This is a genomic window from Methylomonas paludis (assembly GCF_018734325.1).
Classification (GTDB): domain Bacteria; phylum Pseudomonadota; class Gammaproteobacteria; order Methylococcales; family Methylomonadaceae; genus Methylomonas; species Methylomonas paludis.
On the sequence record NZ_CP073754.1, the window covers coordinates 2694248 to 2713187 of the forward strand.

9 protein-coding genes and 1 tRNA gene are annotated in these 18940 nt (G+C 49.8%); 3 read left to right on the forward strand and 7 right to left on the reverse strand.

Features of this window, described 5'->3' with window-relative positions:
- Positions 1–151: 151 nt before the first annotated feature.
- From uvrB to KEF85_RS12085, 6 genes are all read right to left on the reverse strand, one after another.
- Positions 152–2158, reverse strand: a complete 2007-nt coding sequence (gene uvrB, locus KEF85_RS12060) for an excinuclease ABC subunit UvrB (protein ID WP_215580901.1) — start codon at positions 2156–2158, stop codon at positions 152–154.
- Between the two features lie 283 nt (positions 2159–2441).
- Positions 2442–7709 carry an anti-phage protein ProA gene (locus KEF85_RS12065; RefSeq protein ID WP_215580903.1) on the reverse strand — a complete coding sequence of 1756 codons (5268 nt, stop codon included), beginning with the start codon at positions 7707–7709 and terminating at the stop codon, positions 2442–2444.
- Between the two features lie 470 nt (positions 7710–8179).
- Complete coding sequence (locus tag KEF85_RS12070) at positions 8180–11254, reverse strand: efflux RND transporter permease subunit (RefSeq protein WP_215580905.1); 3075 nt, start codon at positions 11252–11254, stop codon at positions 8180–8182.
- Positions 11251–12354 carry an efflux RND transporter periplasmic adaptor subunit gene (locus tag KEF85_RS12075; protein WP_215580907.1) on the reverse strand — a complete coding sequence of 368 codons (1104 nt, stop codon included), beginning with the start codon at positions 12352–12354 and terminating at the stop codon, positions 11251–11253. The genes KEF85_RS12070 and KEF85_RS12075 overlap by 4 nt, the downstream gene beginning before the upstream one ends.
- 37 nt (positions 12355–12391) lie before the next feature.
- Positions 12392–13870, reverse strand: coding sequence for an efflux transporter outer membrane subunit (locus KEF85_RS12080; RefSeq protein WP_215580909.1), 1479 nt, complete (start codon positions 13868–13870; stop codon positions 12392–12394).
- On the reverse strand, positions 13857–14528 hold the full coding sequence (locus KEF85_RS12085) for a TetR/AcrR family transcriptional regulator (protein WP_215580911.1): 672 nt from the start codon (positions 14526–14528) through the stop codon (positions 13857–13859). The genes KEF85_RS12080 and KEF85_RS12085 overlap by 14 nt, the downstream gene beginning before the upstream one ends.
- A 235-nt stretch (positions 14529–14763) precedes the next feature.
- Between KEF85_RS12085 and rpoH the strand changes: the two genes are divergently transcribed.
- The 3 genes from rpoH to KEF85_RS12100 all read left to right on the forward strand — a co-directional run bounded on the left by rpoH (position 14764) and on the right by KEF85_RS12100 (position 17184).
- Positions 14764–15621 carry an RNA polymerase sigma factor RpoH gene (rpoH, locus tag KEF85_RS12090; protein ID WP_215580913.1) on the forward strand — a complete coding sequence of 286 codons (858 nt, stop codon included), beginning with the start codon at positions 14764–14766 and terminating at the stop codon, positions 15619–15621.
- 49 nt (positions 15622–15670) lie between these two features.
- A tRNA-Leu gene (locus tag KEF85_RS12095) sits at positions 15671–15755 on the forward strand.
- Between the two features lie 175 nt (positions 15756–15930).
- Entirely contained in the window at positions 15931–17184 is a 1254-nt protein-coding gene (locus tag KEF85_RS12100) for a tyrosine-type recombinase/integrase (RefSeq protein WP_215580915.1), read from the forward strand.
- 363 nt (positions 17185–17547) lie between these two features.
- Here the strand turns inward: KEF85_RS12100 and KEF85_RS12105 are convergent, their stop codons facing one another.
- Positions 17548–18912: an IS1380 family transposase gene (locus tag KEF85_RS12105; protein WP_215580104.1), complete on the reverse strand. Its 1365-nt coding sequence runs from the start codon at positions 18910–18912 to the stop codon at positions 17548–17550.
- Positions 18913–18940: the final 28 nt, after the last annotated feature.

Here is an 18940-nt window from a genome sequence, read left to right on the forward strand (position 1 = left end):
TACTCAGTGTAAAGTGGCACGATTCATTTTAAATAAAGTATTAGTTTCGAATGATGCGCTGCACTGCGTTTAGCACATCCTACAAGCACCTGTTTTTCAATAAGTTTTAGGTACCAAGCAGCTACCTGAAATTAAACATAAGCCATTACGTTCAAACCACCATTTCGGCCTGCAACAAGCGGATTTGATCCCGGACTCTGGCCGCATCTTCAAATTCCAGGTTTTTGGCATGCTGATACATTTTTTCTTCCAGCTGTTTCAAAACCTTGGCTGATTGCTTGGGGGTCATGGCGTGGTATTCCGCTGCGGGCTCTGCCACTTTGGCTCGGGCGTGACTAATAGAACCGCCGGAGCCGGGAATCGGTAGCTCCAGAATATCGGTAATCTGTTTGTTGATGGTTTGCGGCTGGATATGGTGTTTCAGATTGAAGGCGATCTGTTTAAAGCGGCGGCGTTCGGTTTCATCGATGGCGAACTGCATGGATTTGGTGATTTTGTCGGCATACAAAATCGCTTTGCCGTTAACATTACGCGCTGCCCGGCCTATGGTTTGGATAAACGATACCTGTGAGCGTAAAAACCCTTCCTTGTCTGAATCAAGAATGGCAACCAACGAAACTTCGGGGATATCCAGGCCTTCCCGCAACAGGTTGATGCCGATCAACACATCAAACACGCCCAGCCGCAAATCGCGGATAATTTCCACCCGCTCCACGGTTTCGATATCGGAATGCAGATAACGCACTTTTACCCCGTGCTCGCCGAGGTAATCGGTTAAATCTTCAGACATGCGCTTGGTCAGGGTAGTGACCAGCACCCGTTCATTGACCGCCACCCGTTTGCCGATTTCCGAGAGCAGATCATCGACTTGGGTGGTGGCTGGCCGGACTTCGACCACCGGATCGAGCAGACCGGTGGGACGGGCCACCTGCTCCACCACCGCGCCGGATAGATTTTGTTCGTAGACGCTTGGGGTGGCCGACACATAGATGCGCTGGGCGGTTTTTTGCTCGAATTCTTCGAACTTCAAGGGCCGGTTATCCAGCGCGGACGGCAGCCGAAAACCGTATTCCACCAGGGTTTCCTTACGGGAACGGTCTCCTTTATACATGGCGCCGATTTGGGGAATGGTGACATGGCTTTCGTCTATGATCAGCAAGGCATCCTTGGGCAAATAGTCAAACATGGTGGGCGGTGATTCACCGCTATTCCGGCTGGATAAATGCCGGGAATAATTCTCGATACCGGAGCAATAGCCCACTTCCAGGATCATTTCAATATCAAACAGGGTGCGCTGTTCCAGACGTTGTGCTTCCACCAGTTTATGGTTATCGCGTAGCTGGGCCAGACGTTCGGCCAGTTCCACCTTGATTTTTTCCACGGCGGATAATAATTGATCGCGCGGGGTGACATAATGGGTTTTGGGGTAGATGGTGTAACGGGCCAGACGTTGACTGATTTCACCGGTGAGCGGGTCGAACAGCGACAGGCGTTCGATTTCGTCATCGAACAATTCGATTCTGATGGCCAGTTCTTCCGACTCCGCGGGATACACATCAATCACCTCGCCTCTGACCCGGTAAGTGGCCCGGCGCAATTCTATATCATTGCGGGTGTATTGCATTTCGGCCAGGCGGCGCAGGAGATCGCGCTGCTTGATGATATCCCCGCGCACCAGATGCAAGACCATCTGAAAATAGGATTCCGGCTCACCCAGACCATAAATAGCCGAGACAGTCGCCACCACGATGGTGTCGCGGCGCTCCAGCAAGGCCTTGGTGGCGGATAGACGCATTTGTTCGATATGTTCGTTCAGCGAGGCATCTTTATCAATAAAGGTGTCCGAAGAAGGAATATAAGCTTCCGGCTGGTAATAATCGTAATAGGAAACGAAGTATTCCACGCTGTTTTCCGGGAAAAACTCTTTCATTTCCCCGTATAACTGGGCGGCCAGGGTTTTGTTATGCGCCATGATCATGGCCGGTCGCTGGGTTTGCTGAATGACGTTGGCGATGGTAAAGGTTTTGCCGGAACCGGTCACACCCAGTAAGGTCTGGTGGACTTCGCCGTCATTGATACCTTCCACCAGTTGCCGTATCGCGGTTGGCTGATCCCCGGCAGGCTGGTAAGCGCTTTGTAATTTAAAGGATTTTTGCACGGTATAGAGCAGACAGTGACTATGGGTTGATTATGCCATATTGCCTGGGTATGGTTGGGAATAAATCGGGGATTATTGCAATGGGTTTAGGCTTTGTAATGCGAGGATTGATAGTTGGTAGGCATAACCAAACACTTACTCTCCAATGCTTCCAAATTGAATTCTTTAATAAACCAAAGGTTGCATCAATATATCACAATTGCCGTAGGATAGGCCTTACCCCAATGACGATTGGCAATTTAGTGCCAAAGCTCCGGAAACACTCCACTACGAACGATTTATGCTAACCCCTAGCTTGACTTTCAATACATTGGCTTAAGTTATTTTCCAGCTTTTCAATTTCTCTCTGAGGATCCGTCCACCAATCTGTCGACCAAATTCTGTGCAACTTCCATCCCAGGCCATTTAAAACCATTTCTCTTAATCTGTCTCGATCCCTTGCGGTAGGTAATGAATGATAAGTTGCGCCATCACATTCGATGCCAAGTATATACCGGCCTGGGTTTTTAGGGTCAACAACCGCCATGTCCAAGCGATAGCCTGAACATCCTACTTGAGGATGAACGATCCAGCCTTTATTGCGTAAACTGCGTATGACTTCAACTTCAAAGGGACTATCAGGTTCTCGACCGGTAGGAATTGATTGTTCAACTAGCGCACGCGGCCCTTTTTGTGCAAATTCCAAGTAATTTTTAAGATCGGCAACCCCAGTTGAACGTGATTTAGATAAATCAATTTCCTCTGGTCGTATCGAACTATAGATAGTGACGCCCATCCGTGCCCTAGTAATTGCTACATTTAGTCTGCGCTCTCCGCCTTCCTGATTGAGCGGACCAAAATTCATTGGCATTCGGCCAGCCGCGTCTTTACCGTAGGTTACCGAAAATAATATGAAATCCCTTTCGTCGCCTTGCACATTTTCCAAATTTTTGATGAACAGTCGTTCGGCTCCATGTTCCTGAATATGGTTTTCTAGTAGAGGGGCTTTACGCAGTTCTTCATCCAGAAGTTTTTCAATGAGGCGCTGTTGTGTTTGATTGAATGTCACTACCCCCATGGTAAAACGGCGAAGGGAATTATCGGAAAAGTGCGAAACAATTGCATCGACAATGGCTTCAGCTTCTGCCCGGTTGGTGCGGGTCGCACCTCGGTCATAAATACCTTCGACCACTTCGAGTTTTACCGCAACATCATTAGTCACCGGCGAAGGAAAGGTAATCAGTCTGGAATCATAATATCGATGATTTGAAAAGTTAATCAGACTCTCGTGGCGACTACGGTAATGCCATTCCAGTCGAAGTGTCGGCATGCCAACTCCTAAACATTCATCGAGTATACTTTCCAAATCCTTGATGGCTAGATTTTCGGTGTCATTTTCTTCAGCCTGATCGGAACGACCAAAGAAATTGGTGGGGGGTAATTGTTTAGGATCACCGACCACAATGAGCTGGCGACCTCGGGCAATCGCGCCCACGGCATCCCAAGTCGGGATCTGTGAAGCCTCATCGAAAACGACAATATCAAAATCTGCATGGGACGCGTCCAAATATTGCGCTACTGAAATGGGTGACATGAGCAGGCATGGCTTCAGCTTTGGCAGTAATGTTGGAATACCTTGAACCAACTTTCTGATTGGGATATGCGCTCTTTGTTTAGCCAATTCACGCAGCAGAAGAGCCATTTCAGTATCGGGCTTCTGCCCATCTTTGTTATGAGGAATTTTCCCGCTTAGGACAGCAGCGATATACAGCTCTGTTAATTTTTGGAAGTTTTCATCAGCTTGCTGAAATTCCCTGATTTTTCGTTCGTGGTCGGCGCTTGAAAATTTCCTGAGCAGTGGTTCATTATCGATTACGGCTTTCAGCCACCAGTTCTGGTAGGAATATTCCGTGAACTTTTCCAAATCGGCAATCTCGATTTCACCTTTTTCGACTGCTTCGACAACTCCCAACAAACCTGAGGCTTGCGCCTGGTTACGCAGATCGCGCCAGCGACACCAGACTTTAAGCGAGCGCCGTTGCTGATTCCAATCCCAGAGCGTAGACAGAATACGACTAGTCAAACCTGCTTGTTGTCGGTTTGTACCCACCAACTGCTCGCCGGATTCGGCGATTTCGGCGAGCACATCCAGTTTTTGCTGAAACTCTCGCCAAGCATCCCTAAACTCAGCCAATTGCACTGCGTATGGACTGGTGGGCGCAAGAAGCTCTCGCTGCTCGCCACCGAGTTTAAGGAAACGTGCTGTGATGTCCTGGTATTGCTTTAAATCAAGGATGCCTGAAAACGAGACTAGCGCCTGACTGGTATTTTGACACCAGATTTCATGTTCTTGGACGGTTTTCCAATTGGTTTCATGACCTTTATACTCGAAACCCAGTAATTCGGTTGCCCTGGGTTCAAGGCTTTCGAGTCGCCTATCCTCGGCGTTCAGTCCGCACAATTCGCCCAGAATAAAAAGGACATCGGTAATCTTTGGACGTTTACGGTTCAGCGTGTAAAGCTGTAAACGGCTGCGAACAGAACGTTTTGAAAACCAGCGTTTTGGCCACCAAGCGAGTAGCGCCAAGTCCCAGTCTTCTGATAGACGGCCACCATCCGCTTTAGCGACTTCCGGTTTAAACGATCCAGATAGTTTGTCCCAGTGTGATTGACGTTTTTCACCATGCTGACGCATTAATTGTATTTGGGCCAGCGTAGTACTGTCATTTACACGCTGCGCCAGTCCGACAGGGACTTGTGGAGCTTGCAACAAGATAGCTGCCAGACGGTCAATAGCCCGGTACAATTCTATTGAAGCCGCGCCTAAATTTAGATCAAAAATTTTTTCAATAGGGGGCACTGCGCTTTGGAGGGCTTCTATCCGTTCCTGAAGTTGCTGACAGTGTTGAAATAACTTTTCTTCCCAAGCATTTGTCCAATCGGCATGGTGAATGGCCGCCAACGGGTGGTCTGTAAGAGAATGTAGTTCACCGGCAACGGCCTGCATGGATCGGGAAAGCTCTAGCAACTGCACCAATTCATCTATACTGTGAACTTCTGGGTTTGCCCAAGACATTGCTGCGGCTTTCCAATTTTTAAATTTAATGGCTGTACCAAGCGCAGCTTGTACCGTCAGTCCGTTACGATGTTGACGGTGTAAAGTACGCACAAAATCATTCAGATTTGTCCTCAATCCGGATAATCGAAGGGCTTCCCTCTGCCAACCCTCCTCAGTGAAACGATTGGATACATTCAGTGATATTCTAAGTTGCTCTAATACCTCGGCTTTACGGGCTTTAGCCGAATGGAGTTGTAGACAAAATGGCCCCAATCCAATAGAAATTAACCGACGATGGACTACATCCAACGCGGCCATCTTTTCCGAAACAAATAATACAGACCGACCAGTGCCGAGGAAATGCGCTATTAAATTAGTGATGGTTTGCGATTTGCCGGTGCCTGGCGGCCCTTCAAGCGCAAAATCCACACCCGAACAAGCACGGCTGATCGCATTTAATTGTGATGAATCCGCCAGCATGGGTGTCAGAAGACTTTCAGGTGAATGCCGTTCGTCCAGATCATGACGATCCAATATGGAATGCCCTGCCCCCATTGATTCGCATGGCCGCTCAATCAGGTGATTCACCACCTTGTTTTTTTTCAGTTGCTCAGCACGGTCTTGCAGATCCTTCCACATCAGATATTTCGTAAATGAAAAAATCCCCAAATAGACCTGATTTTCCAGTACTTCCCAGCGTGGAATTTCTTTAACCGCCAAGCGGAAAATTTGCCAAATAGCCGCAACATCAACGCCACTGGTATCTGTCGGCAAAGGATCGAGTGCTTTCAGTGTAAGTTGAAAATTTTGCCTCAATAATTCCAGTAGCGTGGGATTTACGATGGCTTCATCATCATGACGTTTGATCGAATAACCGCTACGCACGGATAAACGCATTAAGGTGACTGGAATCAACAGAATTGGTGCGATATGGGTTTTTTCAGACCTTTCGTCCTCTGCCCAACGCAGAAATCCTAAGGCAAGATAGAGGGTATTCGCCCCACCTTCTTCAAGACCTAACTTTGCGGCGCTGTATATTTCATGCAGACGGGTATCCAGGGTTTTAGGCTCTACGTCTGCTAGTAATTCCATTTCGCGCATAGCCGCAAGCGCTGCTGCCCGAATAGGATCTTCGCCGGTTCGGAACCGGGCAAGCTCGGCCTCTCGTGGATCGTTACCTTGCATAATCTGCGGTAGGGGCCTAAACTTCCACCCTTTACCATCGGATAACGCATCTTCCAGTTGACACGAATCAGGCACTCTCAATGGCAAAGCCAGCTTGGTAGGTTTAAAGTTGATCAGCCGATTACGTAAAGTTAAATCCAGTAATTTTGCCTTCCAACGCGCTAATCGTCCTTCGGGACTTTCAGGCACAACATCCTCATCCAGGAGTATGGTTTCGCCATCAAGCGAAGGGAGAACCGGTGGCGCTTCTATCAAGGGCGCGAGATCAAATATATTATCTAAGGGTTTATTGGCTACATGACCACGACTGGGTAAGGGCAGTACTTGCTCAATTCGAGCACGCCGTACATCAATGGCAAACAGAAATTCGGCTTCGTCCTGGAGGTGGCTGAGACCAAGATCGCATGCTCCGCGTAAAGAACCGATTGGACGATGCGTTAATGTGGTGGTTTCAAATACTATTAATTCTCCACTGGTAACGCGTTTGCGAATGGCTTGGGCGTCATCGAATACAGATGTTGGAAAGCTGGTATTAATAAGCCAGCAACCCACCCATGCATGGCCGTTTTTTACTAAGATGATGGGATTCAGGCCCGCTTGTTCCAAGCAAGAAGTCAATAGCATCGCCAAATCCATACAGGTGGCAACCCCGCCTGACAGAATACGATCTGGCGTTCGGATTTTCTGTCCGTCCGTTCCAAATGAGGCGGGTGGTGCCGTGTAATGAATGTTAATAGCGCCGATAGCGCAATAAATAGATGAAACCTGAGTCCAGCAAATTTCTCGATTTTTACTTTGATAACCGTTCATCGATTGACCCTTTCCCGCCTTAGCTAGTAGTTCGCCCGCTGAATGGATTAATCGATCAACTGCCGGATTATTCGGTAATGAAAAAGCGGCTAACAACTCAGGTAAGGATCGAGCGCCAGCCCATTGATCGTAAGCCAGTATCTCAATAGGGTGATCTGATACCAGAACTTCCTGCTCGTTGGATAACACTTGGACGATCAAACGCCCATGCTCGCGTTCTGATAATTCGGCTAAATACGCATGGTTGAACTTCAAATTCAAGGAGCTGATTTGGCGACTTTCTCCGATACCTAATTTATCGAATCGTAACCTAAGCACATCAGCAATCAACGGCTCCGTTCTAATCACAACTTCGATATTAAGGTATTCAGAGCTATCAATGCCATTTCCTTGATTTACGAGCCTTAGACTACGTAATAATGGCACATGATTCTGATAGGAAGCGTAGCTGACCGTTGAATCGAGAATGATTTCGAGGATAAGGCTTGACTGACTTTTTTCTTCAAAAATATTGACCACTACACTTTTCCTTGAGTTTGATCGATAGAGTGGGTTTCAATTTAGTCAAATTTGATTTCAGGTAAAAAACACACCTAAAACATAAAAATTGCTAAATGTCATTATATGTGAAGTTTATCTTAAGGAACCTCTGATTAATACAGTTTTTCAACAAAAACCCATACGCAAAACATTGATTTTTTAGCCAAGAAATTCGAGATAGCGAATTAATCAGAGGTTCCTTAGAGAGCACCTTTTCAAACAACCCACATATTACGGTGGATTGGCAATTCAATCATAACAACATAGCGAATTAAATTAAGTCAGGCAAAATATTGCGTGCAATTTAAACTGAAGGTTGATTTTTAAGCCCTCGCCCTCGATTCCGCTTTGCTGCATCGAGGCTACATTTGTTTTATTACCTTGGTTAATTGTTGGTAGCCGGAAACTGATGCGCCGCCTGGTGGCGGCGCATGGTATGCATTTAAGGTTTATCTGCGCAGTTTTTGCCAGTAGCGCATAAAGATATTTTTAAAGTCGTCCAGATAGGTGAAGGCGACCGGGATGACCAGTAAGCTTAGTACGGTTGAGGTGACCAGACCGCCGATGACCGCGACGGCCATTGGGCTGCGGAACGAAGAATCCGAAGAACCCCAGCCCAGGGCTATCGGCAACATGCCGGCACCCATGGCGATGGTGGTCATCACCACCGGCTGGGCGCGTTTATGGCAGGCATCCAGCAGTGCTTCCAAGCGGCTTACCCCCTGGTGCCGCCAGGCGGTGATGGCGTACTCCACCAATAATATGGAGTTTTTGGTGGCGATACCCATTAGCATGATCAAACCGATCATGGACGGCATGGACAAGGCTTTGCCGGTGAGCAACAGGGCGATAAAGCCACCGCCAAACGATAAGGGCAAGGCGGCCAGAATGGTGACGGGTTGCAGAAAGTCTTTGAACAGCAGGATCAGCACCACAAAGATACACAGCACGCCGGTAAGCATGGCCAGCCCAAAGCTGGTAAACAGTTCATTCATCATTTCGGCATCGCCGATATTGACCTGTTTGACACCGGGCGGCAGATTGGTGATGCTGGGCAAATTAGCCACGGCAGTGGTGACATCGCCCAGGGGTGCGCCGGATAATTCGATTTCAAAATTAATGTTGCGGGAGCGGTCATAACGATCGATGACCGCCGGACTGCTGGATAATTCCATGGTAGCCACCTGGCCGATCATGACCGGGCCTATGGCTTTGCTGGACGGCACGGCCAGACGCTTTAATAGTTCCAGATCACGACGGCCATCGCTGTCAATTTTGACCACCACCGGAATCTGGCGCTGTTCCAGATTAAGCTTGGGTAAAAACCAGTCGTAATCGCCTACGGTGGCAATGCGCAAGGTATCGGCTATGGCCACTGACGTTACACCCAGGTCGGCTGCTGCGGCAAAATCCGGATGCAACTGGATTTCCGGCCTGATCAATGCGGCGCTGGAGACGATGCTGCCCAAGCCCGGTATGGTGCGTAAATCCTGCTCCACGGCACGGGCCGCCAGGCTCAGGGCTTGCGGATTATCGCCACTCAAGACCAGAATATATTTCTCGCCGGATGCGCCCAGACCTACTTTGGTGCGGACACCGGGAATAATCTCTAATACCTGGCGTATCTTCTGCTCAATCACCTGTTTGCGCACCGGCCTGTCCTGGCGATTGGCCAACAGGATGGTCAGCGTAGCTTTACGAATTTCACCGCTACCAGACGACCCGGCCATAGGATCGCTACCCGCCGAACCTGCGCCTATGGTGGTGTAGACATTTTTTACATAATCCACCTGGGTCAGTAATTGCCGGGCCTGTTCGGCGGCGGCCCTGGTTTCGGCCAGGGTCGATCCAGGCGGTAATTCTACAAAAACCTGGGTTTGCGGGTTGTCGTCTGCGGGAATGAAGCCGGTGGGTAAAAACTGAATCAGAAAAATTGAACCCACAAAAAAGGCCACCGCGCCGCTAATGGTGATAAAGCGGTGCCGTAAACACCAGGCAGCGGTGAGCATATAGCTGCGCATAATGCGGCCATCGCTATGCTCGGTTTCATTAGTGGGCTTGAGGATATAGGCCGCCATCATCGGGGTGAGCATACGCGCCACCAGCAAGGAGGCAAAAACGGCCAGCGCCGCCGTCCAGCCGAACTGTTTAAAAAACCGGCCGGAGATACCGCTCATGAAGGCGGTGGGCAAAAACACCGCAATCAAGGTAAACGTAGTGGCGATGACCGCCAGACCAATTTCGTCAGCCGCTTCCAGCGCGGCCTGATACGGGGTTTTACCCATGCGCAAATGCCGGACTATGTTTTCCACCTCCACGATGGCATCATCCACCAGGATACCCACCACCAGTGATAATGCCAGCAGGGTGACCACATTTAAGGAGAAGCCGAAATAATGCATACCGACAAAACCGGGGATAACCGATAATGGCAAGGCTACTGCCACGATCAAGGTGGCGCGTATGTCTCTGAGAAACAACCAGACCACCAGTACGGCCAACAATGCGCCTTCATAAAGCAGGGACATGGAGCCTTGAAATTCTTCGGCAACCGGTATCACGAAGTTAAAGGCTTCAGTGATTTTCAGATCGGCATCAGCAGTCTGCAATTCGGCCAGCACTTTCTGCACTTCGGCTCCCACTTCCACCTCGCTGGCGCCTCGGCTGCGAGTGACTTCAAAGCCGACCACCGGCTGGCCGTCCATCAGCGCCAAAGAGCGGGGTTCAGCGATGGTATCGCTGATAGTGGCGACCTGTTCCAAGCGGATGCTGCGGCCATCTGCCAGCGAGATTTGCATGGATTTCAGTTCGCCGGCGGTAGCGACATTACCCAGGGTTCGCAAGGCCTGTTCACCACTGCCCAAATCGGTGCGGCCACCTGAGCTTTCGCGCTGGATACGACGTAACTGACTGGAAATATCGGCAGCAGTAGCACCTAAAGCCTGGAGTTTGACCGGATCTAGGGCGATTAATATCTGTCGACTGACCCCGCCGACCCGATTTACCGCCCCTACTCCGCGCAGACGCAACAGTTTTTTGGTTAAGGCATCATCAACAAACCAGGACAAGGCCTCGTCATCCAGTTTGTTGGAGGTCACGGTGTAGGCCAAAATCGGCGAACCGGCCAAATCCAGTTTGGTGACGACAGGATCGCGTAATTCATTGGGTAAATCGGCCCGGACTTTGGAAATGCCGGAGCGCACATCATCAACCGCTTCCTGTACCGGTTTTTCCAGACGGAATTCCACGGTCATGGTGACGCTGCCGTCCTGAATCTTGGTGGTGATATGCTTTAAACCCTGCAAACTGGCGAGCGCGTTTTCGATCTTGCGCGCCACATCGGTTTCCAGTTGCGCAGGCGATGCCCCCGGCAAACTGGCGGAAACGCTGACGGTCGGCAAATCCAGATCTGGAAAGTTCTGGATTTTCATGGCCTGAAAGCTCAGCATGCCGGCAAAGCTGAGCAGTACAAAAAACATCAGTGCCGGAATGGGGTTACGGATACACCAAGTGGAGATACTCATTTGCTCACCACTCTGACGTTGTCACCATCGGCCAGGAAAGCGGCGCCCGAGGCCACCAACAGATCGTCGGCATTGAGTCCGCCCAGAATTTCCACCAGTTCTCCCACGGTATTACCCAGTTGCACCTTCAACTGCCTGACCTTGGCATGCTCACCATCCAGCTGTTCTATGCGGTAAGCAAAGCTAAAGCCATCACGTAAACTGATGGCATCCAGCGGTACCATCAGGCCGGATTTTGCCCCCAGACCAATTTCGCCCCTAGCAAACATGCCGGGGCGCAAGCCATTTCGGTAAGCGTCAGGCACATCCACGTAGACCAGTGCATTTCTGCTGCGCTGATCCAGCGCCGGGGCCAATGCCCGAATTTTACCAACGACTTTGGGTGCCCCCGGTACTTCCAGATTGACCAGCTGCCCCGGTTGGAGCTGTAACAGTTCGGCGGCGGTGACTTCGGCCCGCCATTCCAGGCGATTCTGGCGCAGCAGCCGGAATAATTCTTCACCCACCCCTGGTACGGTGCCCAAGGTGGCATTCCGCGCGGAAATCACGCCGTCATCGTTGGCCAGCAAGCGGGTGTGTTTTAATTTTAATAATTGGTTATCCAGATGGGCTTTAGCGGACTGGACTTTGGCGGCGGCGGTTTTTGCCGTGGTAAAAAACTGATTGATTTGCTGGGCGCTAATGGCACCGGAGCTGACCACTCCGCGTGCCCGGTCGGCGTTGACTTTGGCATCGGCCAGATTGGCTTCGGCCTCGGCCAGCGCTGCCCGGCTTTGCTCGACATCCGCCAGCACTTGTTCATCATCAAACACCGCCAGAATCTGGCCTTTTTTGACCTGATCACCCACTTGGGCTTTGATATCCAGCAGGCGCAAGCCACTCACATCAGCACTGATGATGGCCTCCTGCCAGGCCGCTATGGAACCGTTGGCACTGAGTTTGACCGGAATATCGATCAATTTCGGTTTGACGCCGGCTACTGTCAGCGCTGGACGGCTGACTTTTTCTGTGGGGGTTTGAGCAAGCGCCTGACCGGCTATGCCGGTTAAGGCCAAGACGACACTGCAGCCAAAGATGATGGTCAATATGGTTTTTTTCATGAGCTAAATCCTGTTAAAAATCATTTTTGGTCTGGGTTTAACGGTCTGCACTTGCCAAAGCCGGATCAGGTATATCGGCCGGAATATTTTCCCAGCCACCACCGATAGCCCGATAGAGGGCGATCCAGGCGGCAACGGACTCCTGTTCCAGTTCGGCGACGGCGGTTTCTGCGGTAATGGCGGTACGGCGATTCAGTTCGACATCCACCAGATTGCCCAAACCGGCCCGGTATAGTTCTTCACTGGCCCGTAGATTCTGGGCATAACCCTGTGCGGCTTTTTGCACTTCGGGTAAGCGGGCGGCGGCACTATTGAGCCGTAACAGGGCTTCTTCAACTTCTTTGGCGGCATTGCGCACCACGCTGCGCAAGTTAACAGCGGCGGCTTCATACTGGGCTCGGGCGGTTTCCACGTTGGCGGCACGTTTGCCGGCATCAAACAGCGGTAAACTGATGCTGGGCCCCAACGACCAGGTTTGTGCGTACATCAGCGGCGAGGGATGCAGGCTTTGCATGGATTCGGCAATATTACCGGTCAGCGATAAACGCGGAAATCGTTGCGCCAGTTCCACACCTATTTTGGCGCTGGCTTCGGCCATATCACGTTCCGCGCTATGGACATCCGGCCTTTGCAGCAACACCCGGGCGGGAATACTGTCGATAATGAACGGCGGTGGTTGGGGTAATTTGGCCTGGACTTCTACAGACGCGGTTAACAAGCCTTGTACTTCGGCCTCGGCTAATCCGGTCATCGCCACCAGTCCTTTCACTGCCCTATCACGTAATAATTGACGTTGAAGCAAAATATTGTTGCCGTCGGCCGCACTGGCCTGACTGAGCGCCACATCGGCGGGGGCTCGTAAACCGTACTGGCCGGCCATATCGATCAGGCGGGCAGATTCACGCCGTGATACGGCATCTTTATCAGCCAGCTTGATCAGGATTTCGTCATAGCGATACGCCAAATAGGCATTGGCTACTTCTGCGGCGACGGCAACCCTGGCATCATGCCAGGCGGCATGACGCGATTCCAACTGGCTTTCATACATCTCCTGCTGACGCGCCAATCCACCGAACAAGTCTATTTCCCAGCTGGATTGCAAATTAAGTTGATATTGATCGCGGATAAACACCGGGCCACCAAAACTGAAAGCGGTGCGGTTGGCGCCCAAAGTGCTGTCCAGATTGGGCAAGGCTGCTGCAGTGGCGCTGGTGACATTGGCGCGGGCTTCGCTGATTCTGGCCTTGGCTTTTGCTACCGAACTGCTTTGCTGTTCAGCGGCCTTTAACAGGGTATCCAGCACCGGATCGTTAAAGCGCTGCCACCATTGCTGCAGATTTTCCGGTTCGCCCTGATGGGCAACCAAGGCCGGGGTTTGCCATTGCTCAGCCACTGGCAATGTGGCTTGTTGATAATCTGGGCCAACGGTGGTTAGCAAACCCCTGGTCATGCCACAACCGCTGACTGCCCCACTCACCAAGATCAACCCTGCCAGTTTGGTGTTAAATTTTGTCATGATCCACCTGTGCTGCCCGGCGTTGGGCCTCGCCTTCAATAATAGACAATGCATAAGCCGTGAGCCGCTCTGCTGAGACATCGATGGCTTTGGCGTTTTTAACCATATTGGGCGCAATGGCCGCTACAATATCCTGCCCCACATAAAAATGTACCGCCATACCGATAATGGCAAAAGCCAGCCGGTGCACATCGGTATCTATCCTCTGCAAGCCAAAATGCTGTTTCAGCATGGCTACCACGGCATCGTGTTGGGGTTTGATATCGGTATCAATTTGCTCCTGCCACAGCCCGGTGGGCTCCAGTATTTCCCGGTAATACAGCTTCATCACCAGTCTTAATTCTTCACTCCTTTTTAAAGGCTCAAGAAACTCCTTAAATAACAGACTTAAGGCTTCCGGCAAGGCTAAACTGCTATAGAGATCAATATTAACGGCACATGAATGATCAGCTGTGCCTTCGAGAAATGCCGCGCGGTATAAACCGGCTTTGTCACCAAAATAATATCGAATAGAGGAAATATTGGTTTGCGCAGTCTGGCAAATTTCCCTGGTAGAAGTGCGTTCATAGCCTTTTTCGGCAAACAAATGCAATGCAGCCGATATCAGTCGTGACCGGGCATCCGGCTGCAGGGTTTTATTAGGGTCAGATTGAGTCATATGTGGGCGAATAAATTAAATCAAACGATTGATTGTTATCATTTCAAACAAACGATTGATTGTCAAATTATTCTCTTGAAAACCTGTCTTAACGGGTGCTGGCATCTTCGCAGCCCATCACATGGAATGGGATAAGTCGTCCTGAATAAATTTTTTTGAGTCTCGGGAATTAATTATTAGCACTCGCATCAAACGAGTGCTAAAATTTAATCATCACTGAATTATCGAGGTATCTATGAACAACAATCTGGCTTTACCGATCAATTTATCGGTCGGGACATTTGATGCTTATCTAAGCCTCTTGACCCGTATGCCTAAACTGACGGCAGAGCAAGAACACGAACTGGCTATCCGTTACCGGGACAGCGGCGATCTGGAAGCTGCCCGCGAACTGGTCATGTCGAATCTGCGCTTTGTTGCTCATGTGGCACGTGGTTATGCCGGCTACGGCCTGCCTTTGGCGGACATTGTTCAGGAAGGCAATATCGGGCTGATGAAAGCCGTAAAACGCTTTGACCCGGATATGGGCGTGCGTCTGGTTTCCTTTGCTGTACACTGGATTAAAGCTGAAATTCACGAGTATGTGATTAAAAACTGGCGTATTGTCAAAGTTGCAACGACCAAGGCGCAACGCAAACTGTTTTTTAATCTGCGCAAGCACAAAAAAGATTCAAACCAGTTATCGCAAATTGATGCTGAAGCCATTGCCACTTCTTTGGAAGTAGACATTAAAACCGTTTACGAAATGGAACAACGCCTGGAAAGTCATGATATTGGCTTTGAGCCCTATTCTGACGACAGCAGTGAATCTGCCAGCATGGCCCCCATTGCTTATCTGGAACAACATGGTGCTGATCCGGCCCAGCTATTGGAAAACAGCGACTGGGAAGAGCGCAAGGAAGATATCTTGCTACAGGCCATGAACGACCTGGATGAGCGCAGCCGCGACATTTTAAAAAGCCGCTGGTTAATGGCCGAAAAAGCCACCCTGCACGAACTGGCCGAGCGTTATCAGGTGTCCGCCGAGCGCATCAGACAGCTAGAACAGAATGCCATGAAGAAACTAAAAAACGCGGTGGTGCTAGAAGCCTGATAAAAAACTTGGCAAACCAATTTTTGCTGGTATAATCCCCTTTTTCCTTGCCGGGGTGGTGAAACTGGTAGACGCGCCGGATTCAAAATCCGGTTCCGAAAGGAGTGTCGGTTCGATTCCGACCCTCGGTACCAAGGAAAAGTTTTAAGAAGTCCAAGAACATATAAAAACCCGCAAGTCGTAAGGCTTAGCGGGTTTTTTGTTGTCCAGCGAAGTACAAAGAAATGCAGTGACATACCGATAAATTAGTGACACGTTTAGTGATACGCGCTAAAGTTGCCAAAAACGTATCACATGAGGTGTCACAAAATGGCGATAAATCTCAATAAAGACGTGGTCTACAGAGCTGCTAAACCTAAAGAAAAAGACTACACCATCAATGATGGCGGTGGATTGGCATTATTGATAAAGGCCAGCGGTTCCAAGCTATGGCGTTTTATCTATCGGTTTGATGGCAAACAAAACCGGCTAGGCTTAGGCGCATATCCTGATTTATCCCTGGAAGCGGCTCGAAACAAAGCCAAAGAACCACGCGAGAACTTAGCAAACGGCATAGACCCTGGCGACCAGCGAAAACAGACTAAAGAAGCTAAGCGCCTTGCAGCAGATAAGACCAAACGCCTTGAAGCCGGCTTGCCTATAATCAACAGCTTTGAACATATTTGCAATGAATGGCTAGAATCAATTGCTCATGGCGTTAGAGCAATCACCCAGCAAAAGAAAATCAGACGATTTGAGCTGTATGTATTCCCGTTTATTGGCAGCAAGCCTATCAGTGAAATCAAATCCCCGGATATTCACGCCCTTATCAAGCCGCTGATAAGCAAAAACCAACTGGAGACAGCGCATAGGGTAAACAGCGAAATCAGCGCAGCCTATGCCTACGCTATCGCCCACGGTCACACCGATTACGACCCGGCGCAAGCTGTCGCCAAACAAATACCGGCGCAAAAGGTTAAACACAATGCAGCAGTCACCGAACCGAAAGAAGTAGCGCAACTGCTTCGCGATATAGGCCATTATCAAGGCACCTTTGTTGTGCAATGCGCGTTAAGGTTATCGCCTTACCTGTTTCAACGCCCTGGTGAAATCCGGCAAATGGAATGGCAAGATATAGATTTAGACGCTAAAGAATGGCGCTACTTTGTCACTAAAACCGAAGTACAGCACATAGTACCGCTATCTTCTCAGGCTATTGCCATTTTGGAAGCCATCAAGCCATTAACAGGCACCGGGCGCTATGTTTTTCCATCAAGTCGGGGTGATGGCCGCCCCATGTCAGACGGCACCATCAGAACCGCGCTTAAAACACTTGGTTATGAATCAGACGTAATGAGCGCACACGGCTTTAGAACCACTGCATCAACGCTCTTAAACGAACAAGGCTGGAGTCCTGACGCGATAGAGCGGCAACTGTGCCACATGCCAAGGGATGCAGTCAGAGCGGCTTATAATCGCGCTCAGTATCTGGAAGAGCGGCGGCGGATGATGCAGAGCTGGGCAGATTATTTGGACGGATTAAAAGCAGGGGCGCAAGTAATACCGTTTAGAAAAACAATATAATCAGGTTTAACCAAACCTAAGTGAATGACTAATGGAACAGACAATATTGGAAAATAATATTAAATTATTTGATGTGTTAGAAGGATTCACATTATGCGAAATAATTTGCCTGCATCATGGTAATGACCTGAATCCGTGTTCCTTTCGGTTTAAGTGAGGGCAGTCGCGTTTCAGACGCGTTTTTTAAAAAAATCTACCATCAATCGAAATTTAACTGCCGTTCATCAAGCCCTCAGTCGCAAAAATCAATCGTTTCCATGGTATTGCCGGCATCGCCAGATGAAAAACCTGACGCCAAGACAAGCAATCTTCTTCTCTACCCGGAGAATCAGCTCGTAACCAGCATCTCAGCTTTCGCGCCGCTTATCCTGATGCAAAGCCAGGCTGCACCACCAATCGCTCTTGTAAATAAGCGAATACTTTTGCCACGGGTGAGGCGCACCCTAAGTCCAGCCACCATTGCCGGGCTTTGTGGATCACCTGGGCTGCTCGATACATGACTTCTTGCAGCACCGTTCGTAACCGCCGTCGTTTTGCCGGATGACGTATTGGCGCCAAGTCGCCAGTCAAGCCCAGTTGACCAATCAGTCGCAAGCAATTATAGGCAAACATACCCATTCTCAATAGACAGTCGTTGGTCTCAAACTTTCCAGATGGTAAGCGTTCCATATCCAGGTCAGTTTTGAATTCCGAATGAAATTGTTCATGGGTGCCGTGGTCGCGGTAGCGTTCAATGACGGTTTCTTCGGGTTCCTCCAGACTCGTCCACCAGCCTTCCAGTTGAATGTCCGGCAGTAATAGCATCTGGCCGTGCTTATTGCTCGTGCGTTCAATGATCCGCACGACCAGTCTGAAGGGGCGAGTCTGTTTTTTCCAAGCACGTTCCACCGTCAGTGTCATTAACGCTTCCCGTTTACCGGGGCGTTTTTCAACAAAGGCGCCGGCCGCTTCCGCTTTTTCTAACCAGGATGTCTTATCTTGCCGTCTTGGATTCCACTTGATCAAGTATTCAAAGCGCCTGTTCATGGCTGCCCAGCGTTCTTTCTCAGCCGCAACCGTAAATAACAGTTTGGCGCTATCAAACCCTGAGTCTTTGCGTAATAACAACGGCAAACCCGGTGCAACCAAGCGCTCAACTCGAGGAAACAGCCTTTCTAGAAAATAATCAATCTCCAGCGATGAATGCCAGCGGCCTGGACGCAGTTCCAATCCTATACACCAGCCTTCATTGCCCAAATAAGCCGCGACAGGCGTATAGCCATCCACTCCCTGATAGGTTCGACTCACCTCTTCCTTCTTGGTACCGCTCTGATCCATGACGAAGGTGTCCATGTCCAGACAGACGTAGCCTTTATGCGGCGTAATTGGGGCTTCTGTTCGTTCGATGAGTCGTATCGATAGATCATCCACCGGCTCCAGCAGGCTGCCGCTGACACGATCAAGACGTTGCCGCAGCCACACGCTGCCGGGAACCTTACGTACATCCAATGCCTTCTTGAAAAAACGATCTTCACGAAACGGCTCAACAGCCTCGAAGTCGCTTTTGCCTATACTTAAAAGGCCAACAGTGGTTTTGACTAAATCCGAGGTTTTGATACCCTGTGAAACAGGTATTCTACCGTCCACCATCACTTCGACATTGACCGCTTCCAGGCACTGGCCGATCAAGGATAGTCCGGCATAGGAGGTAAGTTCCTTTTTGGATTCTTTAAGCTTAAAACGTGCCATAATCAAAACGGGTGACTATAGAAAAACT